This is a genomic window from Tolypothrix sp. VBCCA 56010 (assembly GCF_050875635.1).
Taxonomy (GTDB): Bacteria; Cyanobacteriota; Cyanobacteriia; order Cyanobacteriales; family Nostocaceae; genus Hassallia.
The window spans coordinates 41,558-63,104 of sequence record NZ_JBPAOH010000013.1 but is presented as its reverse complement, the minus strand read 5'-3'; the positions used below and the strand labels follow the sequence as shown (position 1 = coordinate 63,104).

The following is a 21,547-nucleotide window of genomic DNA, read 5'->3' as shown; positions in this document are numbered from 1 at the left end:
AACTACACCGAGATTATGGCGCGACAACCAACTAAAAAAAGTGGCAGCAAAAAGCAAAAACGCAACGTTCCTAACGGAATGGCATATATCCAGTCTACTTTCAACAATAGCATTGTCACCATTACCGATCAAAACGGAGATGTGATTTCTTGGGCAAGTGCTGGTTCTAGCGGTTTTAAAGGAGCAAAAAAGGGAACTCCCTTCGCAGCCCAAACCGCCGCAGAAAGTGCAGCACGCCGAGCGATGGACTCTGGAATGCGCCAAATAGAGGTAATGGTTTCAGGTCCTGGAGCGGGTAGAGAAACCGCTATCCGGGCACTGCAAGGAGCCGGATTGGAAATTACACTGATTCGGGATATTACCCCAATTCCTCACAATGGTTGCCGTCCCCCGAAGCGCCGTCGAGTTTAGACATAACCAGTTGGGCGATCGCTCCGGACTCGCAGCATCGCCCACAAGCTATGAGTAAAACTTCAAATACCAACATTGGCAGGTAAGCTTTGAAAAAGCTTGCTAGAAGCTCCAAAGCATTAAGTAAATAAAGGCGAGGCAATTGATTTGTCTGGCGTTGTGTGCACCTTAAAAGAAGGGAGGCTACTCCGTGGCGCAGTTTCAAATTGAATGTGTAGAATCCAATACTGAGGAAAGTCGGAACCATTACAGTAAATTTGTCTTAGAACCACTAGAGCGCGGTCAGGGAACAACAGTAGGCAACGCCCTGAGAAGAGTTTTACTATCTAATCTAGAGGGTACAGCAGTTACCGCAGTGCGGATTGCAGGCGTTTCACACGAGTTTGCCACAGTTCCGGGTGTGCGAGAAGACGTACTGGAAATCCTCATGAGAATGAAGGAAGTTATCCTGAAAAACCATTCTTCTCAACCCCAGATTGGTCGGTTACTTGTGACAGGTCCAGCCACAATCACTGCGGCACATTTTGATTTGCCTAGTGAAGTAGAAGTCATCGACCAAACCCAGTATGTAGCTACCATCGCCGAGGGAGCAAAGCTGGAAATGGAATTCCGCATCGAGAAAGGCAAAGGATATCGCACCGTAGAGCGAGGACGTGAGGAAGCTACATCTTTAGACTTTCTCCAAATCGACTCCGTGTTTATGCCAGTGCGGAAAGTGAATTATAGTGTTGAAGACTTCCGTGGAGATAACTCCACACCAAAAGACCGACTATTGTTGGAAGTTTGGACAAATGGCAGTATCTCACCTCAAGAAGCACTTTCCTCTGCTGCTGGGATCTTGTTAGATTTATTCGATCCGTTGAAAAATATCTCCCTCGATCCAGTAGATACAGGCGCTGAGATTTCAGAAGACCCAACTGCTCAGATTCCGATTGAAGAATTGCAGCTTTCTGTACGAGCTTATAACTGTCTCAAACGAGCACAAGTAAACTCTGTAGCAGACTTGTTGGATTTTACCCAAGAAGACCTCTTAGAAATCAAAAACTTCGGTCAGAAGTCGGCAGAAGAAGTAGTAGAAGCTTTACAGCGACGCTTAGGCATTACTCTGCCGCAGGAAAGAGGCTCAAAACACGCATAGTTGGTTGTTAGTAGTTAGTAGTTATTAGTTAGTAGTTATTAGTTATTGGCTGATTAACAACTAACAATTTCCCAACTAACAACTAACAACGCTCCAATTAACAATTCCCCAACTAACAACTAACAAAAAGATTATGCGTCACCGTTGTCGCGTTAAAAAACTTAGTAAGCCAGCCGATCAGCGTCGGGCTTTATTGCGATCGCTCACCACCGAGCTGATTCGTCATGGTCGGATCACCACCACTTTAGTCAGAGCCAAAGTTTTGCGAAGCGAAGTGGATAAAATGATTACCTTAGCCAAAGATGGCTCGCTGACAGCACGTCGTCAAGCCCTTGGCTATATGTTCGACAAACAACTTGTTCATGCTTTGTTTGAGCAAGCCCCCACCCGCTATGCGAATCGTCAAGGTGGTTACACTCGCATTTTGCATACCGTCCCGCGTCGGGGTGATAATGCGGAAATGGCAATAATTGAATTAGTTTGAGTCATTGGTCAAAGGCGGTCATAAGTTTACGAATTTTAAACAAATGACTTTTGACTATTGACAATTGACCAAATCCCTATGTTAGAAAGCCACTCCTCAACACCGACTTATAGAGTAGCCCTAGTAATTCAATACCTGGGCACTCATTTTCATGGGTGGCAACGGCAACTACAACAGCGCACCGTGCAAGAAGAAATAGAAAAAGCTATCTCAGTTATACTAGGGTATCATGTGACACTACACGGCGCAGGGCGAACCGATGCCGGAGTTCACGCGGCAGCTCAAGTAGCCCATTTTGATGCTACAGGTAGAATTCCCGCCGAAAAGTGGGCAACAGTTCTTAATAGCTATCTGCCCAAAGATATATTGATTCGGGCTTCGGCAGGTGTAAGTAACAGTTGGCACGCTCGCTTTAGTGCAGCTTATCGACGGTATCGCTACACACTTTACACCGAAGACCGACCGAACTTGTTCGTTAAACCCTTTAGTTGGCATTATTATTATGCACCCCTGGATGAAGCTTTAATTCAGGCTGCCCTTAAACCCTTGATGGGAAAGCATCATTTAGCTGCTTTTCACCGTGCGGGTTCAAAGCGCAAGCATTCCTGGGTAGAAGTGCAAGCAGCGGAGTGTTATCGATCGGGATCGTTTCTTCATATTGAAATTCAGGCAGATGGATTTTTGTATGGCATGGTGCGGCTGTTGGTAGGAATGCTGGTAGAAGTAGGTTCACTTGAGCGATCGCTTTCTAACTTTACAGAAATCTGGACATATCAACACCGGGAAAAAGTCAAATATGCCGCACCCCCCCAAGGATTATGCTTGTTGCGAGTCGGCTATTCAGATTTTCCCTTTCCCCAAGAAGTTTGGTACGACACCTTACCAAAATTAGTTTTTAGTTAGTGGTTATTGGTTAGTAGGAGCGTGGTTATTGGTTAGTAGAACAACGTTCCAACGCTCCAACTATCAACCAACAACGCTCCCACTAACAAATGACAAAGGACACATGACAAATGACAACAAACAAAACTTACCTTCCTCCTGTAGCAACTATTGAGCGTGAGTGGTACGTAGTAGACGCTACCGACAAACGCTTAGGTCGCCTCGCCACCGAAATCGCCATGATTTTGCGCGGCAAAAATAAACCAGAATATACCCCTCACATGGACACAGGCGGCTTCGTCATTGTCGTCAATGCCGAAAAAGTCACAATCACAGGCAAAAAGCGTACTCAAAAAGTCTATCGGCGTCACTCCGGTCGTCCTGGTGGAATGAAAACCGAAACCTTCGCCAAGCTGCAAGACCGCATACCAGAACGGATTATCGAACACGCCGTTAAAGGTATGCTACCGAAAAACAGCCTTGGCAAGCAGTTATTTACCAAACTGAAAGTTTACGCTGGTGCAGATCATCCCCACGCAGCGCAACAACCGAAAGAACTACAAATTAATACAATTCCTGGAGCCGAAAACTAATGCAAGCAGTAGACACCAACAGCGGTCGCGCCGTTTACTGGGGTACTGGTCGCCGTAAATCCGCAGTCGCACGGGTACGCCTAGTTCCAGGTACCGGTCAGATGACCGTAAATGGCAAACCTGGAGATTTATACTTCCAATTCAACGCCAACTACCTAGGAGTCATCAAAGCACCCCTAGAAACTTTGGGACTGGAAAACGAATATGACATTTTGGTGAAAGCCGAAGGTGGCGGCTTAACCGGACAAGCGGATTCAGTTCGCTTAGGAGTCGCCCGTGCCCTGTGTCAGCTAGACCCAGAAAACCGCCCACCTTTGAAAACCGAAGGCTACCTCACCCGCGACCCACGGGCAAAAGAGCGGAAAAAATACGGCTTGCACAAAGCCCGCAAAGCACCTCAGTACTCGAAACGCTAATCAATTTTGGATTTTGAATTTTCTCACGCCAAGCCGCTAAGTCGTCAAGTCTTTTTCTTTGCGGCTTTGCGCCTTTGCGTGAGGCAACAAAAAGTTATAATTTATATAGATTAACCACGAAAGGAAAATGGCTAAACCTGATATTCATCCCCAGTGGTATCCAGAGGCAAAAGTTTACTGCAACGGTCAAGTTGTAATGACCATTGGCTCAACCAAGCCAGAATTGCATGTAGATGTTTGGTCTGGAAACCACCCATTCTATACCGGCACTCAGAAGATGATTGACACCGAAGGTCGAGTAGAACGCTTCCTTCGCAAGTACGGTATGTCCTCATCGTCAGGCGAAGAAGGCGCAGGCGGCAAAAAGAAAAAGTAGCAAAAAGGCTTGGGCAGTGTTTACGACGACCCTGTACTTTTCGGGGTCGATTGTGTTTTTTCCTAAGCCAATTTGTTATTTAAAGGAGCGCGAGCATTCGTCATGGCTGAATCATACCTGCTGGAGAAATTAAAATCAGTTGAACAAACTTTTAATGAATTAACTCGTCGGCTTGCCGATCCGGATACTGCCAAAAATCCGGATGAGTATCAAAAAATCGCCAAGTCACGCTCTTCTTTAGAAGAGGTGGTAAATACTTATGAAACTTGGAAAACTGCTACTGAAGACTTGACAGGAGCGCGTCAAGTTTACAAAGAAGCAAGTAGCGATCCAGAAATGCAAGAAATGGCAGCACTGGAAGTCGATGAACTTGAGCAGAAAATCGAATATTTAGAAACTCGCTTGAAGGTGTTGCTGTTACCCCGCGATCCGAATGATGATAAAAACATCATGTTGGAAATTCGCGCCGGTACTGGTGGCGATGAAGCTAGTATCTGGGCTGGGGATTTGCTGCGGCTGTATTCGCGCTATGCTGATAGTCAGGGTTGGAGAGTGAAGCTGGTAAGTGAGTCTCTCGGTGAGATGGGCGGCTTCAAAGAAGTGATTCTGGAAATTCAGGGTGACAGCGTTTACAGCAAGCTGAAGTTTGAAGCTGGAGTGCATCGCGTGCAGCGTGTGCCGGCAACCGAAGCTGGGGGACGAGTTCACACCTCGACAGCGACTGTGGCAATTATGCCAGAGGTGGATGATGTGGAAATTCACATCGACCCGAAGGATATTGAAATGACTACAGCTCGTTCTGGTGGTGCTGGTGGACAAAACGTCAACAAGGTGGAAACAGCGGTTGACTTGATGCACAAACCTACCGGAATTCGGATTTTCTGTACGGAAGAACGCAGCCAGTTACAAAACAAAGAACGGGCTATGCAAATTCTGCGGGCGAAGTTGTATGAAATCAAGTTGCGCGAACAACAAGAAGAAGTAACTTCGATGAGGCGATCGCAAGTTGGTACAGGTTCGCGTTCTGAAAAGATTCGCACCTACAACTACAAAGATAACCGCGCCACCGACCACCGTCTTGGTCAAAACTATTCGCTTAACCCGGTCTTGGAAGGCGATTTAGAACCACTGATTCAATCTTGTATCTCTCAAGACCAGCAAGAACGGTTAGCAGAACTCGCCACTTCCGGCGCTAGCAATTAATCGGGAGTAGAGACGTTCCAGTGGAACGTCTCTACATAATTATCTGTAAAAACCGCTTGTAGGGATGTTGCTTTAAATACACACAGGCGGTTTTCTAATGCGGTGTCAAGTGCATCTTCGATTTCTCGGCAATAATTGTAATAAGCGAATTCATACCGCATGATGCGATGTAATTTTGTCCATTCCTTCACTGTAGGACAGGTATAAATTAGCTTTTCAACTTCATTTTGCCAACGCGCAAAAATTCGGTAGCTGAAAAAGCTGCTGCATACACCCCCTTGCTCATTCCAGTAAGAAATACACACTTGATGCTTTAGGCAGTGGATTTTCTTGATTTTCTGGACACGCTGACCTTGGGCTATAAGTGCTTCTTTTGCTTCTGCTGACGAAATGTGCCACAATTGTGGTTTAATTTTATTAGCGGCTATTAAACTTTGACCTTTGCGGCGATATTGTGTTTTCTTGCGTGTCCAACTAACCATGATGTACCCCCGTCTGAGCAAACCAAGTTTTTCGCGCTCTTTGACTGCTCGGTTATCAGTCTTTTCAACGATTGCTAAAGTTGCCGTATTGCAACCTTAGATATAGAGTACTGCTAAAAGACAAGCCTGTCAATATAAAAGTAAACTTGTAATATTGCAACTAAACTTGTAAATAAAGTTGACTAGCTATAAAAGCAGTGAACATTGAAAGTAGACAAAAACTGATTGAAATCATTAAATTAGCTCGTGGCTCAACGAGTCAGCGAGCATTTGGCAAGCTTTTGGGGGTTTCTGCTACTGCTGTTCAAATGTGGGAAAAGGGCGTGAAGGTGCCAGATACTGAAAATCTGGCTCAGATAGCAACTCGTGCAGGCTACACGTTGGAAGAGTTACTCTGCTGTTTGGAAGGCAAAGCAGTACCAGAAACCTCAGATTTGAGTGTTATTTTAAGACAAATCAATCATATGCCTTTGTCTCAAGTGGCTCAGATAGTTCAAGCTGCTGCTGCGAGATTTGCTGCTGTTGCTGAGTCTTCGAGTGATGAAGCCAAAGCTAGTTGAATTTTGAAGTGAAGAGCGATCGCCCATCTCAATACAATTCTGCCCGACACCTTAGAAGGGTGAGGCTTCCAGCCTGAGAAAGTGCAAATTTACCAAATATAAAATACCATTTGGATTGATGAATTCATCACAAAGGAATAGTTAAAAATACTGATTATTCCCCAAGCAACATCAAAAATCCAAAATGGTAGCAACCACTGAAAGTCTCGATAAGTTTGTTAATTTTTGTAAGCAACACATCAAAGGCGAAGAAAGAAAAGAAGCGCAAACCTTTTTAGATCGCTTTTTTCGAGCGTTTGGACATGAGGGAGCGCTGGAAGCGGGAGCGAGTTACGAAGAAGCGATAAAAAAAGGCAGCAAGAAAGGTAAAACCGGCTTTGCTGATTTGGTGTGGAAACCCCGCGTATTAATTGAGATGAAGAAGCGCGGGGAAGATTTAAGTAAGCATTATTCTCAAGCGTTTGATTATTGGACGCGGTTAGTACCAAATCGCCCGCGTTATGTTCTGTTGTGCAATTTTGACGAATTCTGGATTTTTGACTTTGATATCCAACTAGATACACCTGTAGATGTAATTCCCCTAGAGCAACTGCCAGAAAGGGCAGGAGCCTTTGCGTTTATGGAATTAGGGGAAAAAACTCCTGTATTTAGAAATAATCAGGTAGTGGTGACAGAACGCGCCGCACGCCGCATGGGAGAATTGCTGCTGGAATTGGAAAAGCGCAAAATTGAGAAGTTGACAGCGCAGCGGTTTATTTTGCAATGCGTGCTGGCGATGTTTGCTGAGGATAGACAATTATTACCGCGTGATATGTTTATTTCCTGCGTTCAGGATTGCATGAAAGGAGCGAGTTCTTACGATGTTTTAGGTGGTTTATTTCGGGAAATGAATCAGCCAGGAATTACGCCAGCGGGACGTTATAAAGGGGTAGATTATTTTAACGGCGGTTTATTTTCGTTGATTCATGGAGAAGAACTTCATGAATATCGCACTCAACAGATGGAAACGAAACAGTGGGGAATTACAACGCTATATAACAAATTTTTTAATGAGCCAACGAGCCAACTTTATAAATTGCATGAACAGCTTGATAAATTGGTGATGCAAACTTACGATTTTAATCCTAACGACGACATTTTAGAGAAGCTGCTGGAATTGAATTTAGAATTAGCTGAGAAAGAAAAGCGGGGTGAAACTATTGTTGGTTGTTGGGAACCGATTTGAAGTCAAATAAAATCCTATCGCCAAAAAATAAATTCTTTGGCTAATAACCCGGCGTTGCAAGTGGATGCGATCGCCCGTATACTACCCTGCTCTCTCTGAGCAGGGCAACCGCACAAAGTGCGGTTGGGTAGTAAGGCGCTTGAGCGATCGCGTAGTGACTCTCGGCATATACTGATTATACAATCGAAGACGACCTCTATTGAACAAAGTCGAATTTCGTTGAAAGTAATGCGGACTCATGTATTCCCAGTGCAAGGATGAGCCGTATCATCACTATATTAAGCAACATCTAAAGCATTATATTTAAACAGTGGTAAGGTGCATAACTTGTGTCTTACCGAAATCGATTCATGCTTGTACCTGGTTAGGGTTTTTACTTAAGTTGAAGCATTTCTTTTTGTATTTACTCTGAAAAAAATTTTGAAAAATGAGTAAAATTTAATGCAGTAATCTAGTTCAGTATTTATATTCTTTAGTTACTTGAAGTCAAGCAAAGCACAGTTTGTAGATGGGCGATCGCATAGCTCTTTGGGTGCTTCGCACTCCTCTGTCGCCTAACCCGCAACGCCCGGTTATTACTTAAGATAATGGAAAAGTCCAACTTGCGATAGATGACAAGACTAATCAAGTCAAAAAACAAAAAATCTCCGGAAATCACAAAAAAGTAGTCTAAATTTTTACCTGTTACATATGCTATGTTCAATGCAGTTCCGTGTTATACTCTATACAGTTTACAGGGTGCTTATTAACACAAACACAAACCAAGGAGTATTCATGTCTAACATCAAAATCACTGATGTGCAACCAGCTAAGATTGTTGATGAACTTTTTAGCGAACTTACGGATGAACAATTAAGCCAAATCTCTGGAGGAGGTGTGTTCTTTAGTGATGACTCAACTACTGTAATTGTCGATGGGGGAACCGTAAAATACTTTGGTTCGGATGGGCAACAGGGATATTATGGTCCCGGCGGAGCATCTTATACCGATTAAGGTTGGACTAGTCCAACCTTAATCCACCCTACGGTCTGAAAATGTTAGCCCGAAAGGGTTGTAACTTTTTATTAAATTTGTTGACCGAGCGGCAGTTCTACAAATCCTCTAACGGTTTCTCAGATTTCCAGGGCTGGATACCTAATAGAGAGTTAAGTAGAAAGACATTTGGTCATGAATTTAATAGTTTCGGCGTAAGTCCCCCACCATAACGGTACACCCAAAAGGTGGGGGATACTCGCTGTGAAAGTGACGAAAACATCAACAGACCTATATTAACACTTCAGTCAATTAGGAAGTGGGGTGTTTGCATAAGAACACAAGAACTAAGCTTTACATCTCCCGATTTGCCCATTTTTAAAGGAGTTGGAAAAAAGCCTGCTCAGGGGTAAATGATTGACCTGCAAGTTGGGTTAAATAGCAATTATAGTTTAGCATAAACCCCTCCTATTTTTCCTCTGGAGGGGATTTTATTGTTTAATTGGCATCCTCGTGACCAGGCGATCGCCCGTCACTTGCAACGCCCGGTTAATAGCTCAAGTCCATTATACATCTGCAAAAATCAAGTAGAGACATTTCATGAAACGTCTCTACCAAGGGTTTCGAGCAACGCATAATTGTTTTTCACGACGTTTGTCCATTTTAATGGACTGAAAGAAAGATAAGTATTCTGATAATTTAGTTTTATTTATAGGAGTTTCGCTATTAGCCAGGGTTTTATAACCCTTGGTGGGTGATGAACAAATTGTTTTCAAATATTAAAAATCGAGCTGAATATCCCCGACTTATTTAATAAGTCGGGGATATTCTCTGAACACGCGCTTGATCGATCGAACTGCTGTATAAAGAAGGCGATCGCATTCAAGAAAGCGATACATGATAATCTTGTCATAAGTGTTTTATCTACTAAGTTGTGAAAACCGACAGCATCTTTTATCGGTTATTTCAAGAATTCCCCAGCATCTTCTTTGAACTCATCGGAGAACCACTAGAAGCAAACTTGTATCAATTTTCGTCAGTTGAAGTTAAACAAACAGCATTCAGAATTGATGGAGTTTTTCTTCCTACACAAACAGAGGAAAACCCAATTTACTTTGTTGAAGTTCAATTTCAGCCAGACTCAGAAATTTACTCTCGACTGTTTGCCGAAATATGTTTATATCTTCGTCAAAACAAGCCAGAAAACGATTGGTGTGCTGTGGTTGTATACCCAACTCAAAGCACAGACACAGGAGATATAAAACATTACCGCGAGTTCTTCAGCAGTCAGCGAGTCAGTCGCATTTATCTAGATGAATTAGGCGAAGTTACATCGCTACCAATTGGCATTGCAAGCGTCAAATTAGTTATTGAAGCTGAAGATACAGCAATTGGACAAGCAAGGGAGTTAATAGACAGAGTAACCCAAGATGTAGACGATGAAATTATGCAGGGGCAATTATTACAATTGATAGAGACAATCATCGTCTACAAGTTTCCAAGGATGACTAGGGAGGAAATACAAGCAATGTTTAGTTTAAGTGAGTTAAAGCAAACCAGATTTTATCAGGAAGCCTTCACAGAAGGCAAGCAAGAAGGTATAGAACAAGGCAGAGAAGAAGGCAAACGCGAAGCTACTTTAAACGCTGTACGCCAATTTTTGGCATTGGGGCTTAGTTTAGAACAGATAGCACAAGGCTTAAGTCTAAGTCTTGAGGAGGTAAGACAACTGGCACAACAACAGTCTTCAAACGAGTAAGGCAATAGTTGAAATCCTAATTTGACAACAAGCTTCAGGAGGAAATACAGACAATGTTTAGTATAAGTGAGTTCAAGCAAACCAGATTTTATCAGGAAGCCTTTGTTTGAAGGTAAGGAACAAGGTAGAGAAGAAGGGAAACGCGAAGTTTATTCAAGCGCTGTACGCCGCCTTCTGGCATTAGGATTTAGTTTAGAGCAGATAGCAGAAGGCTTAGGCTTGAGTATTGAAGAGGTAACGCAAGCAGCGTAATAGCCTTTGAAAATCTTCTCTTTATGCCAAGAATTAATACGAAATATGTAGTTAAATTTTGTTAATATTTGGACACGGCGTGAGCTTCTGCGCCTCTGTTACCCATTCCCTACCCTAGAGACACTGAATGCTGCGACTTGAACATATCAGTAAAATTTATCCCACAGGCGAAATTCTCAAAGATGTCAACTGGGAAGTCAAAGTTGGCGATCGCATCGGCTTGGTGGGTGTCAACGGTGCCGGAAAATCTACCCAACTGAAAATCATCGCCGGCGAAATCGAACCCACCGCAGGCGAAATTATTCGTCCGGCTAGCTTACACATAGCTTACCTCAACCAAGAATTTGAAGTAGACCCCAGCCGTACTGTTAAAGAAGAATTTTGGCGTGCCTTTGTCGAAGCAAACAAAGTTAATGAAGCTTTGTCACAGGTGCATCGGGAAATGGAAACGGCAACTCCAGACCAGTTAAACAAACTGATCGAGAAAATGGATCGTCTCCAAAGGCAGTTTGAAGCACTTGATGGCTATGGATTAGAGGCAAAAATTGACAAAATTCTGCCAGAAATGGGTTTTGATGGCGGTGATAGCGATCGCCTGGTAAGTGCTTTTAGCGGCGGTTGGCAAATGCGGATGAGTTTGGGTAAAATCCTGCTGCAAAAACCCGACTTATTGCTGCTGGACGAACCTACCAACCATCTGGACTTAGAAACCATCGAATGGTTAGAAAATTACCTCAAAGGGCTGACTACCCCGATGGTAATAGTATCTCATGACCGGGAATTTTTAGATCGCCTCTGCACCCAAATTGTAGAAACAGAACGCGGTGTCTCCACCACTTACCTCGGCAACTACTCCGCCTACCTGCAACAAAAAGCCGAAAATCAACAAGCGCAACTTAGTGCTTACGAACGTCAGCAGAAAGAACTAGAAAAACAGCAAACTTTTGTTGACAGATTCCGCGCTAGTGCTACCCGCAGTACCCAAGCAAAAAGCCGCGAAAAACAACTTGAAAAAATTGAACGCATTGAAGCACCTGTAGCTGGTGTCAGAACTTTGCACTTCCGCTTTCCCCCCGCACCCCGCAGCGGACGCGAGGTAGTAGAAATTAAAGATTTAACTCATATCTATGATGATAAAATTCTCTTTTTAGGCGCAAATCTTTTAATTGAAAGAGGCGATCGCATCGCTTTTCTTGGTCCCAACGGTGCAGGTAAATCTACTGTCCTGCGTTTGATTACGGGTAGCGAAAAACCGACAGAAGGTACTGTTCGCTTAGGCGATCACAACGTTATTCCCGGTTACTTCGAGCAAAACCAAGCCGAAGCTTTAGATTTAAAGAAAACTGTCATGGAAACCATCCATGATGAAGTTCCCGACTGGAAAAATGAAGAAGTCCGCACGCTGTTGGGACGCTTTTTGTTTTCTGGGGACACAGTGTTGAAATTAGTCGCAGCATTAAGTGGGGGAGAAAAAGCGCGTTTGGCATTAGCAAAAATGCTTTTGTGTCCCGCAAATTTACTCATTTTAGATGAGCCGACAAACCATCTAGATATCCCAGCAAAAGAAATGCTGGAAGAAGCAATCCAAAATTATGATGGCACTGTAATTGTTGTTTCTCACGACCGTTATTTTATTTCTCAGGTAGCAAATAAAATCGTCGAAATCCGCGATGGCGAATTCCGCGTCTATCTAGGGGATTATCATTACTATTTGGATAAAATCGCCGAAGAAAAAGAACAAGCAAGATTAGCAGCGATCGCCGCTGAAAAAGCCGCCAAAAAAGCCGCCAAAGCTGCAAAAGCCGGCGGCAAAAGGAAATGAGGGATAGTGGGGCATGGGGGAGGCAGTGCGGTCTTGGGGTCTCCCCAAGTGGAGCATCTGCCGTCATGGGGCATGGAGTATGGAAAGAATCTCTCATTCTCAATTCGTAACTGCCAATGCCCAATGCCCAATGCCCAATGCCCAATGCCCAACAACTAACCACGTTTACCACAAAAATTCAGTAAAAGTTATTCAAATTTAAAAATATGTAAAAAAATAGTAATTCTGTCATAAATAAAGTTAATAAGCAGAAATTCACTTGCAGCGGTGAGTAGCAGTGGTATCATTCGGGTATTACAAAAAGTAAAGGGCAATTTTATTATGACCAAGGCACCTATTGCTCCCGTGGTGCTTGTCATTTTAGACGGATGGGGCTACTGCGAGGAAACACGAGGAAACGCGATCGCCGCTGCTAAAACTCCCGTAATGCAAAGTTTATGGGCAGCTTATCCGCATACCCTCATCCGCACATCCGGAAAAGCCGTGGGATTGCCAGAGGGTCAAATGGGCAACTCAGAAGTTGGTCATTTGAACATCGGCGCTGGGCGAGTTGTACCACAAGAATTAGTCCGCATTTCCGATGCTGTCGAAGATGGTTCGATCCAACGCAACCCCGCACTGGTCAAAATTTGCCAGGATGTCCGCAGTCGAAATGGCAAGCTGCATTTAGTCGGGCTTTGTTCCGAGGGTGGGGTACACTCGCACCTTTTGCATTTGTTAGGATTACTTGACTTAGCCAAAGGTCAAGGACTTTCGGAAATTTGCATCCACGCCATCACCGACGGTCGTGACACCACACCAAAAGAAGGTGTACAAGCAATCGGGTTACTGCAAAATTACATTGACCGCATAGGCGTTGGACGCATAGCCACCCTCAGCGGTCGCTATTACGCAATGGATCGCGATCGCCGTTGGGATCGAGTCAAACGCGCCTATGATGTCATGACACAAGATGGCGTTGGTGACGGTCGCAATGCCGTAGAAGTCTTGCAAGCATCTTACGCCGAAGGTGTTACCGACGAATTCGTTTTACCAACACGCATTGCCCCTGGTGCAGTAGCTGAAGGCGATGGAGTGATATTTTTCAACTTCCGCCCCGATCGCGCCAGACAACTGACCCAAGCTTTTGTCAATCCTCATTTTACCGGCTTTGAAAGACAGCAAATCACCCCGCTGTCGTTTGCAACCTTTACTCAATACGATCCAGAATTACCAGTTGCTGTAGCCTTTGAACCTCAGAATCTCAATAATATTCTGGGGGAAGTAATTGCCAATCATGATTTAAAGCAGTTTCGCACCTCCGAAACAGAAAAATACGCCCACGTCACCTACTTCTTCAACGGCGGTTTGGAAGAACCTTTTCCCGGAGAAGACCGAGAACTGGTCAGCAGTCCAATGGTAGCGACCTACGACAAAGCACCGGCGATGTCAGCAGCACCATTAACAGAGGTAGCGATCGCCGCCATCGAAAAGAAAATCTACTCGCTAATTATAATTAATTATGCCAACCCAGACATGGTAGGGCATACTGGTCAAATAGACGCTACGATTAAAGCATTGGAAACCGTTGACCGATGTTTGGGACGCCTTCTAGAGAGCATCGGCAAAGCCGGAGGTACAGCAATTATTACCGCCGACCACGGCAACGCCGAGCATATGCTAGATGATGCGGGCAATCCCTGGACAGCTCACACCACCAATCCAGTCCCCTTAATTCTCCTAGAAGGAGAAGGTGCAAAAATCCCCGGACACGGTACAAATGTCAGCCTGCGAAACGATGGCAAGCTAGCCGATATTGCCCCAACAATTCTGGAGATTTTACAGCTGCCGATTCCACCAGAAATGACAGGGCGATCGCTACTTCAAAACGCTGAGTATGAAGTGCAATTTAAACGCACTCCCGCACCAGTTGGACTGTAAAAAAGTTAGTCTTTCATGAGTGATGAGTTAAGAATTAATAATTTTTTAACTTTCCTACAGACGTTCCGGCGGAACGTCTCTACCGTGCCTTTCGTACAGACGTTCCGCCGGAACGTCTCTACCTAACTCATTAAATTCCTACCATGACCGTTACTAATATCGTGCAAGGCATCTGGGCATTTTCTGCCGTTGGTTTAATTATTTTAGTATTGCTGCATAGTCCAAAAGGCGATGGCGTTGCTGCCATTGGCGGACAAGCTCAATTGTTTAGCAGCACCAAAAGTGCAGAAACCACACTCAACCGAGTTACCTGGACACTTACGGTAATTTTCCTCGGCTTAACCGTAGTTTTAAGCGCTGGTTGGCTGCCTAAGTAAGGATGGGGAGAATAACTTAACGCTTTATGCCCAAAACAAAGAAAAAGTATAAGTCGATGGGCATAAATAAACGGAAGTTCGTAGTAAGGGCTTCAGCCCTTAAAAGCGAAGATATGAGGCGAAGATATGAGCGGTAAACCGCTCACTACGAAGAATATTTTACGTTTAATTACAGTCCTTGCCTTAGCTATTGGCACAGGGCTGTTAGTCATTTTTACTAACTTCCAGTCAAACGCTAGCCAAGCACAAAATGGCATCTTGACACAAACACCGAAAGATGCATCAGACTTCAGAAAAATTCCCCCCCTCCCCCCTTCCTCCTCTCCTCCCCTCTCCCCCACTTCCCAAAAACCCCATCCCCTACCGCCGACGCTGGTACAGTGGAAAGACAGCACCAACAGCGGCGACTACTTTTCTGAAGTTAAATTAACTGAAGTCGGTTATTTAGTTTGGTCACAGTTTCCTGTTAATGTTTACGTAGAAACACCGAAAATAATTAGCAGCGAACAGGCTCAAGCATGGGTTAATACTGTTGTGCAAGCAGTGCAAGAGTGGAGTGTTTATTTACCCTTGGAGGTAGTAAAAAAGCCGGAGGTTGCTAATATTACAATTGTGCGAAAAGCCCCACCTCTGCAAAAGTCGCCTAATAGTAACATTCCGCGTGCGCGATCGGCACTAACCACTTACGAGTTCTACACAAATAACAAAGTTTTATCTCACCGCTTCACGATATTGCTGAGTCCTAGCCAAACTGGTAATTATCTTACCGCAGCCGCCCGCCACGAATTCGGTCACGCGCTGGGAATTTGGGGTCATAGTCCGATACAAAGTGATGCTTTATACTTTTCCCAAGTTCGCAACCCTCCGCCCATTTCTGCTAGAGATGTGAATACTTTGAAGCGCGTTTACGAACAGCCTACTAGTTTGGGATGGTAATTATAGCATTTTTATCGTAGAGACGTTCCGGGGGAACTTCTCTACAATAGGGTAAAAATTTTCAATTCATACTCTTATTCAGCAACGCCAAATTTATAATTAAAATTTACCTTGCAAAATCGCCTGAAAACGCTTATTTTTTCGTAAACTATCTAAATCTGTATCGGTTTTTGCAGTAGGTAAATACCTGGTAGGATTCATCTTAATGGCTTGGGCGATGTGATTTACAGCCAAAGTAGTCTTTTTTTGACATGCATAACAGTAACCTTTGTTATATATGCCGTTTACGTGGTCGGGTTTAATTTGTAGGGAACGGTCAATGCTAGCGTGAGCTTCGCTAAGTTTACCAAGTTTGGCGAGGGCATAACCGCGATTATCCCACGCTTCATAGTTGTTTGGATCGGCTTCAATTGCTTTGTCGTAAGATGCGATCGCTTCTTTGGTTTTTCCTAGCCGTCGCAACGTAATACCCCGATTATTCCATGCATGAGTATCCTGGGGGTCAATTTCAGTCGCTCGATTGTAGCAAATTAATGCTTCTTCATCTTGCTGAAGCTGACACAACATATTTCCTTTATTATTTAAAGCAGGCGCATATTTTGGGTCTATTTCCAGTGCTTTATCAAAGCTAGAAATCGCTTCTTCTGGCTTTTCCCAACTCATAAAAGCACAGCCACGATTGAACCACACAGTCGGATCGTCAGGCTGAATGCTAATTGCTTGATCGTAACTGCGAATCGCTGCTTTAAAGCGTTTCAAACTGACTAAAGCATTACCCCGGTTAGTAAAAGATTTATAATAGCTGGGGTTAAATTCAAGCGATCGCTCATAAGCATTCAGCGCTTCTGTATGTCGTCCTAATAACGTTAAAGAGTTCCCTTTAGAATCCCAAGCTGCGTAATCATACGGGTACAATAAAAGCAGTTGATCGTAACTTTCTAATGCTTCTTTATGTTTGTCCCATTCAGCCAAAGCCAAGCTGCGGTTATATAAAGCAGTATGGTCTTTGGGATTCAGGGCAAGAGCGCGATTAAAATCCTCAATGGACTCCGCGTAACGCTTTAAGTGTCCAAAAACCAATGCGCGACAGCACCAAGCATCAGTATAGTTTGGGTCAAGCTTGAGTGCTGCACTTAAAGGAGCGATCGCTGCGGCAAACTCGCGTGCTTCAAACAGTCGAACGCCTTCTTCAAATAAAGTTGTGGCGGTTGCCTGTGTCTCGTCGTTCATAGGCATCGACTCTGTTAAATACCTATAATATTACCGTACTGCAAGCGATGTACGATAAGCACAGATGTGCGACAGAGATACATTAAATATTTATTAATAAAATTTTGGATAAAGACCTTTTCGACTTAACACTTTGATAGCACGACTGACTAATTTTATATTTGGATGGGTCAGCAGTTGCTGAAGATAGGGAATAGCTTCAGAAATTTCAGATAAGGGCTTTGCACAATCTGTACAATGCAAAAGGCATTCTGGCTTACGCTGCAACATCTCAATAATTAGACTTTGGTACATTTGTTGCGAACATTCTGTTGCAATGCCTACCTGAATGTCAGCTTCTCTATAAGCTGGTGCCCATGTGACAATTACAAAAGGTTGGGTTAGTTGATAGGCTTTTACTTCTTTTGTTGAACATTGGTTCAGCCACAGTTTGCGTCTGCGCTGAAGTAAACTTGGTAGATCATCACGCTCACCAAGATCAAGTGTCATTAAAAGCTTTTCAACTTTTGATGGAATAGTAGTAATTAGTTCAAATCCAAGAACAGTTGCTGCCAAAAGCTTATCATCATGGGAAGGTATAGCAATACGGTCACTAACTTTTATGCTTCGGTGAAAGCAGCTTACCAATCAAAAAAGTCCAGTGACGGTAATAAGATTCACCTGGATGGCGATGTATCTGGTGAGCAGATATGATTTCAAATGCAAAAGTCATAAAAGCGCGATCGCTCGTTAACTAACCTTTGGTCGGTACTTATTAACAGATAAGGTGCGATATAAGCGAGAGTACGGCATCCTACCGATGCTGCCCTCTAATTCTAAATTAAAAATAAAAAATAAAAGCCAAGACGTGCTTTTAAATAAAAAAACATGATTAAAGTCATGTTTAGATCATGACCTTCGATTGATGTGCTGATGCAACTCTGACTTCTATTATTAGCATGGCTTGAATTCAGCAAGCCTCAAGGCAAAGTGAGTTATCAGATATATTTAATTGCAATTTCAGCTTTTCAATAAGGATATAAAACCATGAAACGCACAAAACTTTTATTGACTGCCGCTGCCCTGTGTTTAGGTATGATACCCACATTCCCCGCTCAGGCTGCAAATGGCGAGATTACTTGCGATAGACTTATCAACGAAAATGGTTATTCGGTAGTTGCTAGGCGAGGTGGCGAACCTGTTTACCAAAATGGGCGGCTTGTCAGTTATCGTTATGTCTACAGCATTCGGAATCGGGGTTATGAAGGAGGAGATCGTTATGGAAGAGGAGACCGTTATGGAAGAGGAGACCGTTATGGAAGAGGAGACCGTTATGGAAGAGGAGACGGTAATATAATTTGTGTCTGGAACGCAAGACGTGATTCAGCCAGACTAATTGAGCGCTAAAAAAGTTACTTTTTTTGAATTCCCCCGAATAGAATTGACCGCTTCTTCTGCCGTTCAAAAGCTAGGGTGGGCATTATTGCCCACCCTAAATTTATTTCTAAACAGGACGTAGGTTCATGAGTTCTTGGGGAGATGCTAGCATATCGATCGCCACAAAGAAAATCTTACCTTGGGGATTGATTAAGAACCGCCAAGCAATATTCATTCCCACGGTGACACCAAACCAAGGTGTTTGTACCACACCTGTGATTTTCAGTTGCTTAGAACCATCTGGGAGAACTTCGCTGATACCTTGCTTTGGCATCATGTTCAGTCCTTGGGCTTCTTCGCGCATGTATTTAGCGATCGCCTACATATAGAGTCAAAATATTCCGATAGTCTTTAAAGTATTAAGTGTGAACGCTATGAGCGTCTCCTCCAAAGAGGATAAAGTATAAAATTTTCATTCTCGATCCTTTGTGTCTTTAGTTTTAAGCTTTCGTTCTGTATGAAAATTGCAATTTTGGGTGCAGGAAATGTAGGCGGTACTCTTGGTAAAACCTGGGCAAATAACAATCATCAGGTATGTTTCGGAGTAAAAAATCCGACAGCAGATAAAACCCAAGCTTTAATCAAAGATATTGGTAGCAACGCCAGTGCTAGTAGTGTTACTGAAGCTGTCCTAGATGCTGATGTAGTAGTTTTAGCAACACCTTGGCAGGTAACTCAGCAGGTAATTGAGGAATGCGGCAACCTGACAAATAAGATTGTGATTGATTGCACAAACCCACTTTCAGAAGACTTTTCCACTTTAACCATCGGTTTGACAACTTCTGGTGCCGAACAAGTCGCTGAGTGGGCGAAAGGTGCAAAAGTATATAAAGCTTTCAATCAAACTGGTTGGGAAAATATGGCAAACCCAACCGTAGAAAATCGGAAAACGGTAATGTTTGTTTGTGGCGACGATGAAGACGGCAAGTCTACTGTACTCAAACTGACTGAAGAAATAGGATTTGAAGCAATTGATGCAGGTTCGCTTGACTCTGCCAGACTTTTAGAACCATTAGGACTGCTTTGGATCAAACTTGCTCACGCTTACGGACAGGGGCGCGATTTTGGTTTTGCTTTGGTTCGGCGCAAGTAGAAGGTAACTAGGAGATAAAGCGATCGCATAATTGAAAAACTATGACAATTTTAATTACAGGGGCAACTGGAACCATTGGCGGCGAAGTCGTCAAACAGCTGGCAGCGAAAAACTTGCCGATACGTGCCTTTGTCCGCAACCCTAGTAAAGCAGTTGGGTTAAAGCAGCTAGGTGTGGAAATTGCCCAAGGTGATTTTTTGCATCAAGATACCCTTGAAGCAGCATTATACCAATTTAAATAATGTTTGCGACACATAAATTCTTCGTAGGGGCACGGCAGTGCCGTGCCCCTACCCATCTGTCGCATTCTTTTTTCAAATTGGTATTACAAGGTATAGAAAAGGCATTCCTCGTTACGGCAAACGATCTGCGTCAAGTGGAGATGGAATCAAATTTTGTTGATGCGGCTCAAAAAGCAGGCGTGCAGCACATTGTCAAGTATTTATTCCACTGGACCCAAAGGAGTTTGGGTTTACTCTGCAAATGGCGAGTTAAAAGACCGCATTTACACCCCGGAAGTAGTTACTAACGTTGCTTGGGGCGATCGCGATTACAAAACTCTTTATCTGACTGGCATCAACAGTCTTTACCGCGTTCACCGTCCAGTCGGGGGTGTAACACCAAACTAAAAGGCAATCATGTAAGGATTGAGAGAGAGTATTAAATTTTGAATTCCCCTTGTCTCCCTTGTCCTCCTTGTCCCCTTGTCCTCCTTGTCCCCTTGTCTTGCCTAAGCTCCGCGACTAAGTTGCACGCGGGGCTGTATTAAAACATTACTATAAAGTTCTTCGAGTTGAGTAATATTATTGCTGAGGGTATATCGCTCTAATACTCGCTTTCTGGCTTTTTGCCCTAACAGTGTTGTTAATTCCGGATGGTCTTGGAAGAGGGGCAAAAAAGTTTTTAATTGCGATCGCACTGTTTTGGTACTGAGAATTACACCCGCACCCTTGGACAATACTTCGCCATCTGCGCCGACATCTGTGGCTAAACACGCGCTTCCCACTGCCATTGCTTCTAACAAAGACAGCGAAAGTCCCTCTACCAATGAGGGCAAAATAAATACATCTGCACCGCGTAAAATTTCGATGCGCCTATTTTCGTTGGCAATAAACCCTAACCAACTTATGCCATATTCGGAACCATAAAACGTTTCTAAAGAAGATTTCAATGGACCATCACCGACAATTAGCAATTTACTATCAAAGCGCATTTGGGCTTGTTTCCAAGCGCGGAGGAGGGCTTCGACGTTTTTTTCTGGGGCAATGCGACCTTGATAAACAAATAAACGTTCTGCTTGAAATTCTGCTTTGATTTTAGAAGTTCCCGGAGAATACCTGGCAGTATCCACACCGTTGGGAATTACGGCAATATTTTCTTCTGGCACACCCATGCGTGCTAGTAATTCTCGCTGTATTTGAGAAAATACAATCACGCGATCGTAGTTACCCAAAAAAGGCGCATAAAGTTGATACGCCAAAAGTTGTGTTCCTGATATCAGTTTTGCCCCTTTGCCAGCAAACGGTGTGTGGAAAGTGGCAACTAAGGGCAAATTCAGTTCTTCACAGATTTCTGGCAGAACAAAGTCAAGCGGAGATAAAGTCAGCGAAGCATGAACTATATCCGGCTTGATGCGCTTTAACGACTGAGTTAAAACCTTGGTCGCTTTAAAAGTTGGAATTGTGTAAACCTGAGACTTGTAAATGAAGGGTAGCGGAACCTCTGGGCAATTGGGCCAGCTGTCGGGTTGAGATTCTTCTTGGGCGAAGTGAAGGAAACTAACTTGATGTCCCCTGTCTAGCAAGGCATTTGTGATTTCCCGACTGTAGGTGACATTGCCGCAAAAGGGTGATTTTTTTCCAATCCAGGCTATACGCATTCTTTATTAGCTATCAGGAAAGCGGGTTTGATCTATCAGCTAAATGTCCTTTCTTTTTCGTATGATTGTGCTGTTGTACTTGCTAGGTTTTCAGTTCTTATAAAATCCCGCTATTACTCAA

General features: G+C 43.7%; 25 protein-coding genes and 2 pseudogenes. 22 read left to right on the top strand and 5 right to left on the bottom strand.

Annotated features, from left to right (window positions below):
* The first annotated feature begins 15 nt into the window (after nt 1-15).
* From rpsK to prfA, 8 genes are all read left to right on the top strand, one after another.
* On the top strand, nt 16-411 hold the full coding sequence (gene rpsK / locus AABK37_RS06855) for a 30S ribosomal protein S11 (protein WP_029635481.1): 396 nt from the start codon (nt 16-18) through the stop codon (nt 409-411).
* Nucleotides 412-601: 190 nt separating this feature from the next.
* Nucleotides 602-1,549: a DNA-directed RNA polymerase subunit alpha gene (locus tag AABK37_RS06850; protein WP_432550844.1), complete on the top strand. Its 948-nt coding sequence runs from the start codon at nt 602-604 to the stop codon at nt 1,547-1,549.
* Between the two features lie 133 nt (nt 1,550-1,682).
* On the top strand, nt 1,683-2,033 hold the full coding sequence (rplQ, locus tag AABK37_RS06845) for a 50S ribosomal protein L17 (protein ID WP_432550843.1): 351 nt from the start codon (nt 1,683-1,685) through the stop codon (nt 2,031-2,033).
* A gap of 78 nt (nt 2,034-2,111) precedes the next feature.
* Nucleotides 2,112-2,936, top strand: a complete 825-nt coding sequence (truA, locus tag AABK37_RS06840) for a tRNA pseudouridine(38-40) synthase TruA (protein ID WP_432550876.1) — start codon at nt 2,112-2,114, stop codon at nt 2,934-2,936.
* 110 nt (nt 2,937-3,046) lie between these two features.
* A complete protein-coding gene (gene rplM, locus AABK37_RS06835; RefSeq protein ID WP_432550842.1) occupies nt 3,047-3,508 on the top strand; it encodes a 50S ribosomal protein L13 in 462 nt (153 codons plus the stop codon).
* The gene (gene rpsI, locus AABK37_RS06830) at nt 3,508-3,924 is read left to right on the top strand and encodes a 30S ribosomal protein S9 (RefSeq protein ID WP_039754619.1); all 417 of its coding nucleotides are present in this window, start codon (nt 3,508-3,510) and stop codon (nt 3,922-3,924) included. The genes rplM and rpsI overlap by 1 nt, the downstream gene beginning before the upstream one ends.
* A gap of 127 nt (nt 3,925-4,051) precedes the next feature.
* Nucleotides 4,052-4,300 (top strand): 50S ribosomal protein L31, encoded by a 249-nt coding sequence (gene rpmE, locus AABK37_RS06825; RefSeq protein ID WP_089127812.1) that lies wholly within the window; start codon nt 4,052-4,054, stop codon nt 4,298-4,300.
* Between the two features lie 102 nt (nt 4,301-4,402).
* Nucleotides 4,403-5,503 carry a peptide chain release factor 1 gene (gene prfA, locus AABK37_RS06820; protein ID WP_432550841.1) on the top strand — a complete coding sequence of 367 codons (1,101 nt, stop codon included), beginning with the start codon at nt 4,403-4,405 and terminating at the stop codon, nt 5,501-5,503.
* Here prfA and AABK37_RS06815 read toward each other — a convergent pair.
* Complete coding sequence (locus AABK37_RS06815; protein WP_432550840.1) at nt 5,500-5,985, bottom strand: hypothetical protein; 486 nt, start codon at nt 5,983-5,985, stop codon at nt 5,500-5,502. The two genes, prfA and AABK37_RS06815, sit on opposite strands and share 4 nt — an antisense overlap.
* A gap of 197 nt (nt 5,986-6,182) precedes the next feature.
* Between AABK37_RS06815 and AABK37_RS06810 the strand changes: the two genes are divergently transcribed.
* The 10 genes and pseudogenes from AABK37_RS06810 to AABK37_RS06765 all read left to right on the top strand — a co-directional run bounded on the left by AABK37_RS06810 (nt 6,183) and on the right by AABK37_RS06765 (nt 15,808).
* Complete coding sequence (locus tag AABK37_RS06810) at nt 6,183-6,545, top strand: helix-turn-helix domain-containing protein (RefSeq protein ID WP_432550839.1); 363 nt, start codon at nt 6,183-6,185, stop codon at nt 6,543-6,545.
* A gap of 184 nt (nt 6,546-6,729) precedes the next feature.
* A pseudogene (locus AABK37_RS06805) lies at nt 6,730-7,524 on the top strand (type IIL restriction-modification enzyme MmeI); the annotation flags it as partial.
* Between the two features lie 1,020 nt (nt 7,525-8,544).
* On the top strand, nt 8,545-8,763 hold the full coding sequence (locus AABK37_RS06800; protein ID WP_432550838.1) for a bacteriocin: 219 nt from the start codon (nt 8,545-8,547) through the stop codon (nt 8,761-8,763).
* Nucleotides 8,764-9,676: 913 nt separating this feature from the next.
* A complete protein-coding gene (locus AABK37_RS06795) occupies nt 9,677-10,501 on the top strand; it encodes an Rpn family recombination-promoting nuclease/putative transposase (protein WP_432550837.1) in 825 nt (274 codons plus the stop codon).
* 66 nt (nt 10,502-10,567) lie between these two features.
* A complete protein-coding gene (locus tag AABK37_RS06790; protein ID WP_432550836.1) occupies nt 10,568-10,753 on the top strand; it encodes a hypothetical protein in 186 nt (61 codons plus the stop codon).
* A gap of 127 nt (nt 10,754-10,880) precedes the next feature.
* Nucleotides 10,881-12,575 (top strand): ABC-F family ATP-binding cassette domain-containing protein, encoded by a 1,695-nt coding sequence (locus AABK37_RS06785; protein ID WP_432550835.1) that lies wholly within the window; start codon nt 10,881-10,883, stop codon nt 12,573-12,575.
* Nucleotides 12,576-12,581: 6 nt separating this feature from the next.
* Nucleotides 12,582-12,734 carry a hypothetical protein gene (locus AABK37_RS06780; protein WP_432550834.1) on the top strand — a complete coding sequence of 51 codons (153 nt, stop codon included), beginning with the start codon at nt 12,582-12,584 and terminating at the stop codon, nt 12,732-12,734.
* A 162-nt stretch (nt 12,735-12,896) separates the two neighbouring features.
* Nucleotides 12,897-14,495: a 2,3-bisphosphoglycerate-independent phosphoglycerate mutase gene (gpmI, locus tag AABK37_RS06775; RefSeq protein WP_432550833.1), complete on the top strand. Its 1,599-nt coding sequence runs from the start codon at nt 12,897-12,899 to the stop codon at nt 14,493-14,495.
* A gap of 143 nt (nt 14,496-14,638) precedes the next feature.
* Nucleotides 14,639-14,872, top strand: coding sequence for a preprotein translocase subunit SecG (gene secG, locus AABK37_RS06770; protein WP_432550832.1), 234 nt, complete (start codon nt 14,639-14,641; stop codon nt 14,870-14,872).
* Nucleotides 14,873-14,998: 126 nt separating this feature from the next.
* Nucleotides 14,999-15,808, top strand: coding sequence for a peptidase (locus tag AABK37_RS06765; protein ID WP_432550831.1), 810 nt, complete (start codon nt 14,999-15,001; stop codon nt 15,806-15,808).
* A gap of 99 nt (nt 15,809-15,907) precedes the next feature.
* Here the strand turns inward: AABK37_RS06765 and AABK37_RS06760 are convergent, their stop codons facing one another.
* The gene (locus AABK37_RS06760) at nt 15,908-17,038 is read right to left on the bottom strand and encodes a tetratricopeptide repeat protein (RefSeq protein WP_432550830.1); all 1,131 of its coding nucleotides are present in this window, start codon (nt 17,036-17,038) and stop codon (nt 15,908-15,910) included.
* A 93-nt stretch (nt 17,039-17,131) separates the two neighbouring features.
* Nucleotides 17,132-17,593, bottom strand: coding sequence for a hypothetical protein (locus AABK37_RS06755; protein ID WP_432550829.1), 462 nt, complete (start codon nt 17,591-17,593; stop codon nt 17,132-17,134).
* A 471-nt stretch (nt 17,594-18,064) separates the two neighbouring features.
* Between AABK37_RS06755 and AABK37_RS06750 the strand changes: the two genes are divergently transcribed.
* Nucleotides 18,065-18,424, top strand: a complete 360-nt coding sequence (locus AABK37_RS06750; protein WP_143598110.1) for a hypothetical protein — start codon at nt 18,065-18,067, stop codon at nt 18,422-18,424.
* Between the two features lie 97 nt (nt 18,425-18,521).
* On the opposite strand, the pseudogene AABK37_RS06745 reads toward AABK37_RS06750, so the two are convergent.
* A pseudogene (locus AABK37_RS06745) lies at nt 18,522-18,773 on the bottom strand (Red carotenoid-binding protein); the annotation flags it as partial.
* 138 nt (nt 18,774-18,911) lie between these two features.
* Between AABK37_RS06745 and AABK37_RS06740 the strand changes: the two are divergent.
* The 3 genes from AABK37_RS06740 to AABK37_RS06730 all read left to right on the top strand — a co-directional run bounded on the left by AABK37_RS06740 (nt 18,912) and on the right by AABK37_RS06730 (nt 20,176).
* Nucleotides 18,912-19,547 carry an NADPH-dependent F420 reductase gene (locus AABK37_RS06740; protein WP_432550828.1) on the top strand — a complete coding sequence of 212 codons (636 nt, stop codon included), beginning with the start codon at nt 18,912-18,914 and terminating at the stop codon, nt 19,545-19,547.
* Nucleotides 19,548-19,588: 41 nt separating this feature from the next.
* Entirely contained in the window at nt 19,589-19,789 is a 201-nt protein-coding gene (locus AABK37_RS06735) for an SDR family oxidoreductase (RefSeq protein WP_432550827.1), read from the top strand.
* Nucleotides 19,790-19,948: 159 nt separating this feature from the next.
* On the top strand, nt 19,949-20,176 hold the full coding sequence (locus tag AABK37_RS06730) for an SMP-30/gluconolactonase/LRE family protein (protein ID WP_432550826.1): 228 nt from the start codon (nt 19,949-19,951) through the stop codon (nt 20,174-20,176).
* Nucleotides 20,177-20,277: 101 nt separating this feature from the next.
* Here the strand turns inward: AABK37_RS06730 and AABK37_RS06725 are convergent, their stop codons facing one another.
* On the bottom strand, nt 20,278-21,426 hold the full coding sequence (locus AABK37_RS06725) for a glycosyltransferase family 4 protein (protein ID WP_432550825.1): 1,149 nt from the start codon (nt 21,424-21,426) through the stop codon (nt 20,278-20,280).
* Between the last annotated feature and the right edge of the window lie 121 nt (nt 21,427-21,547).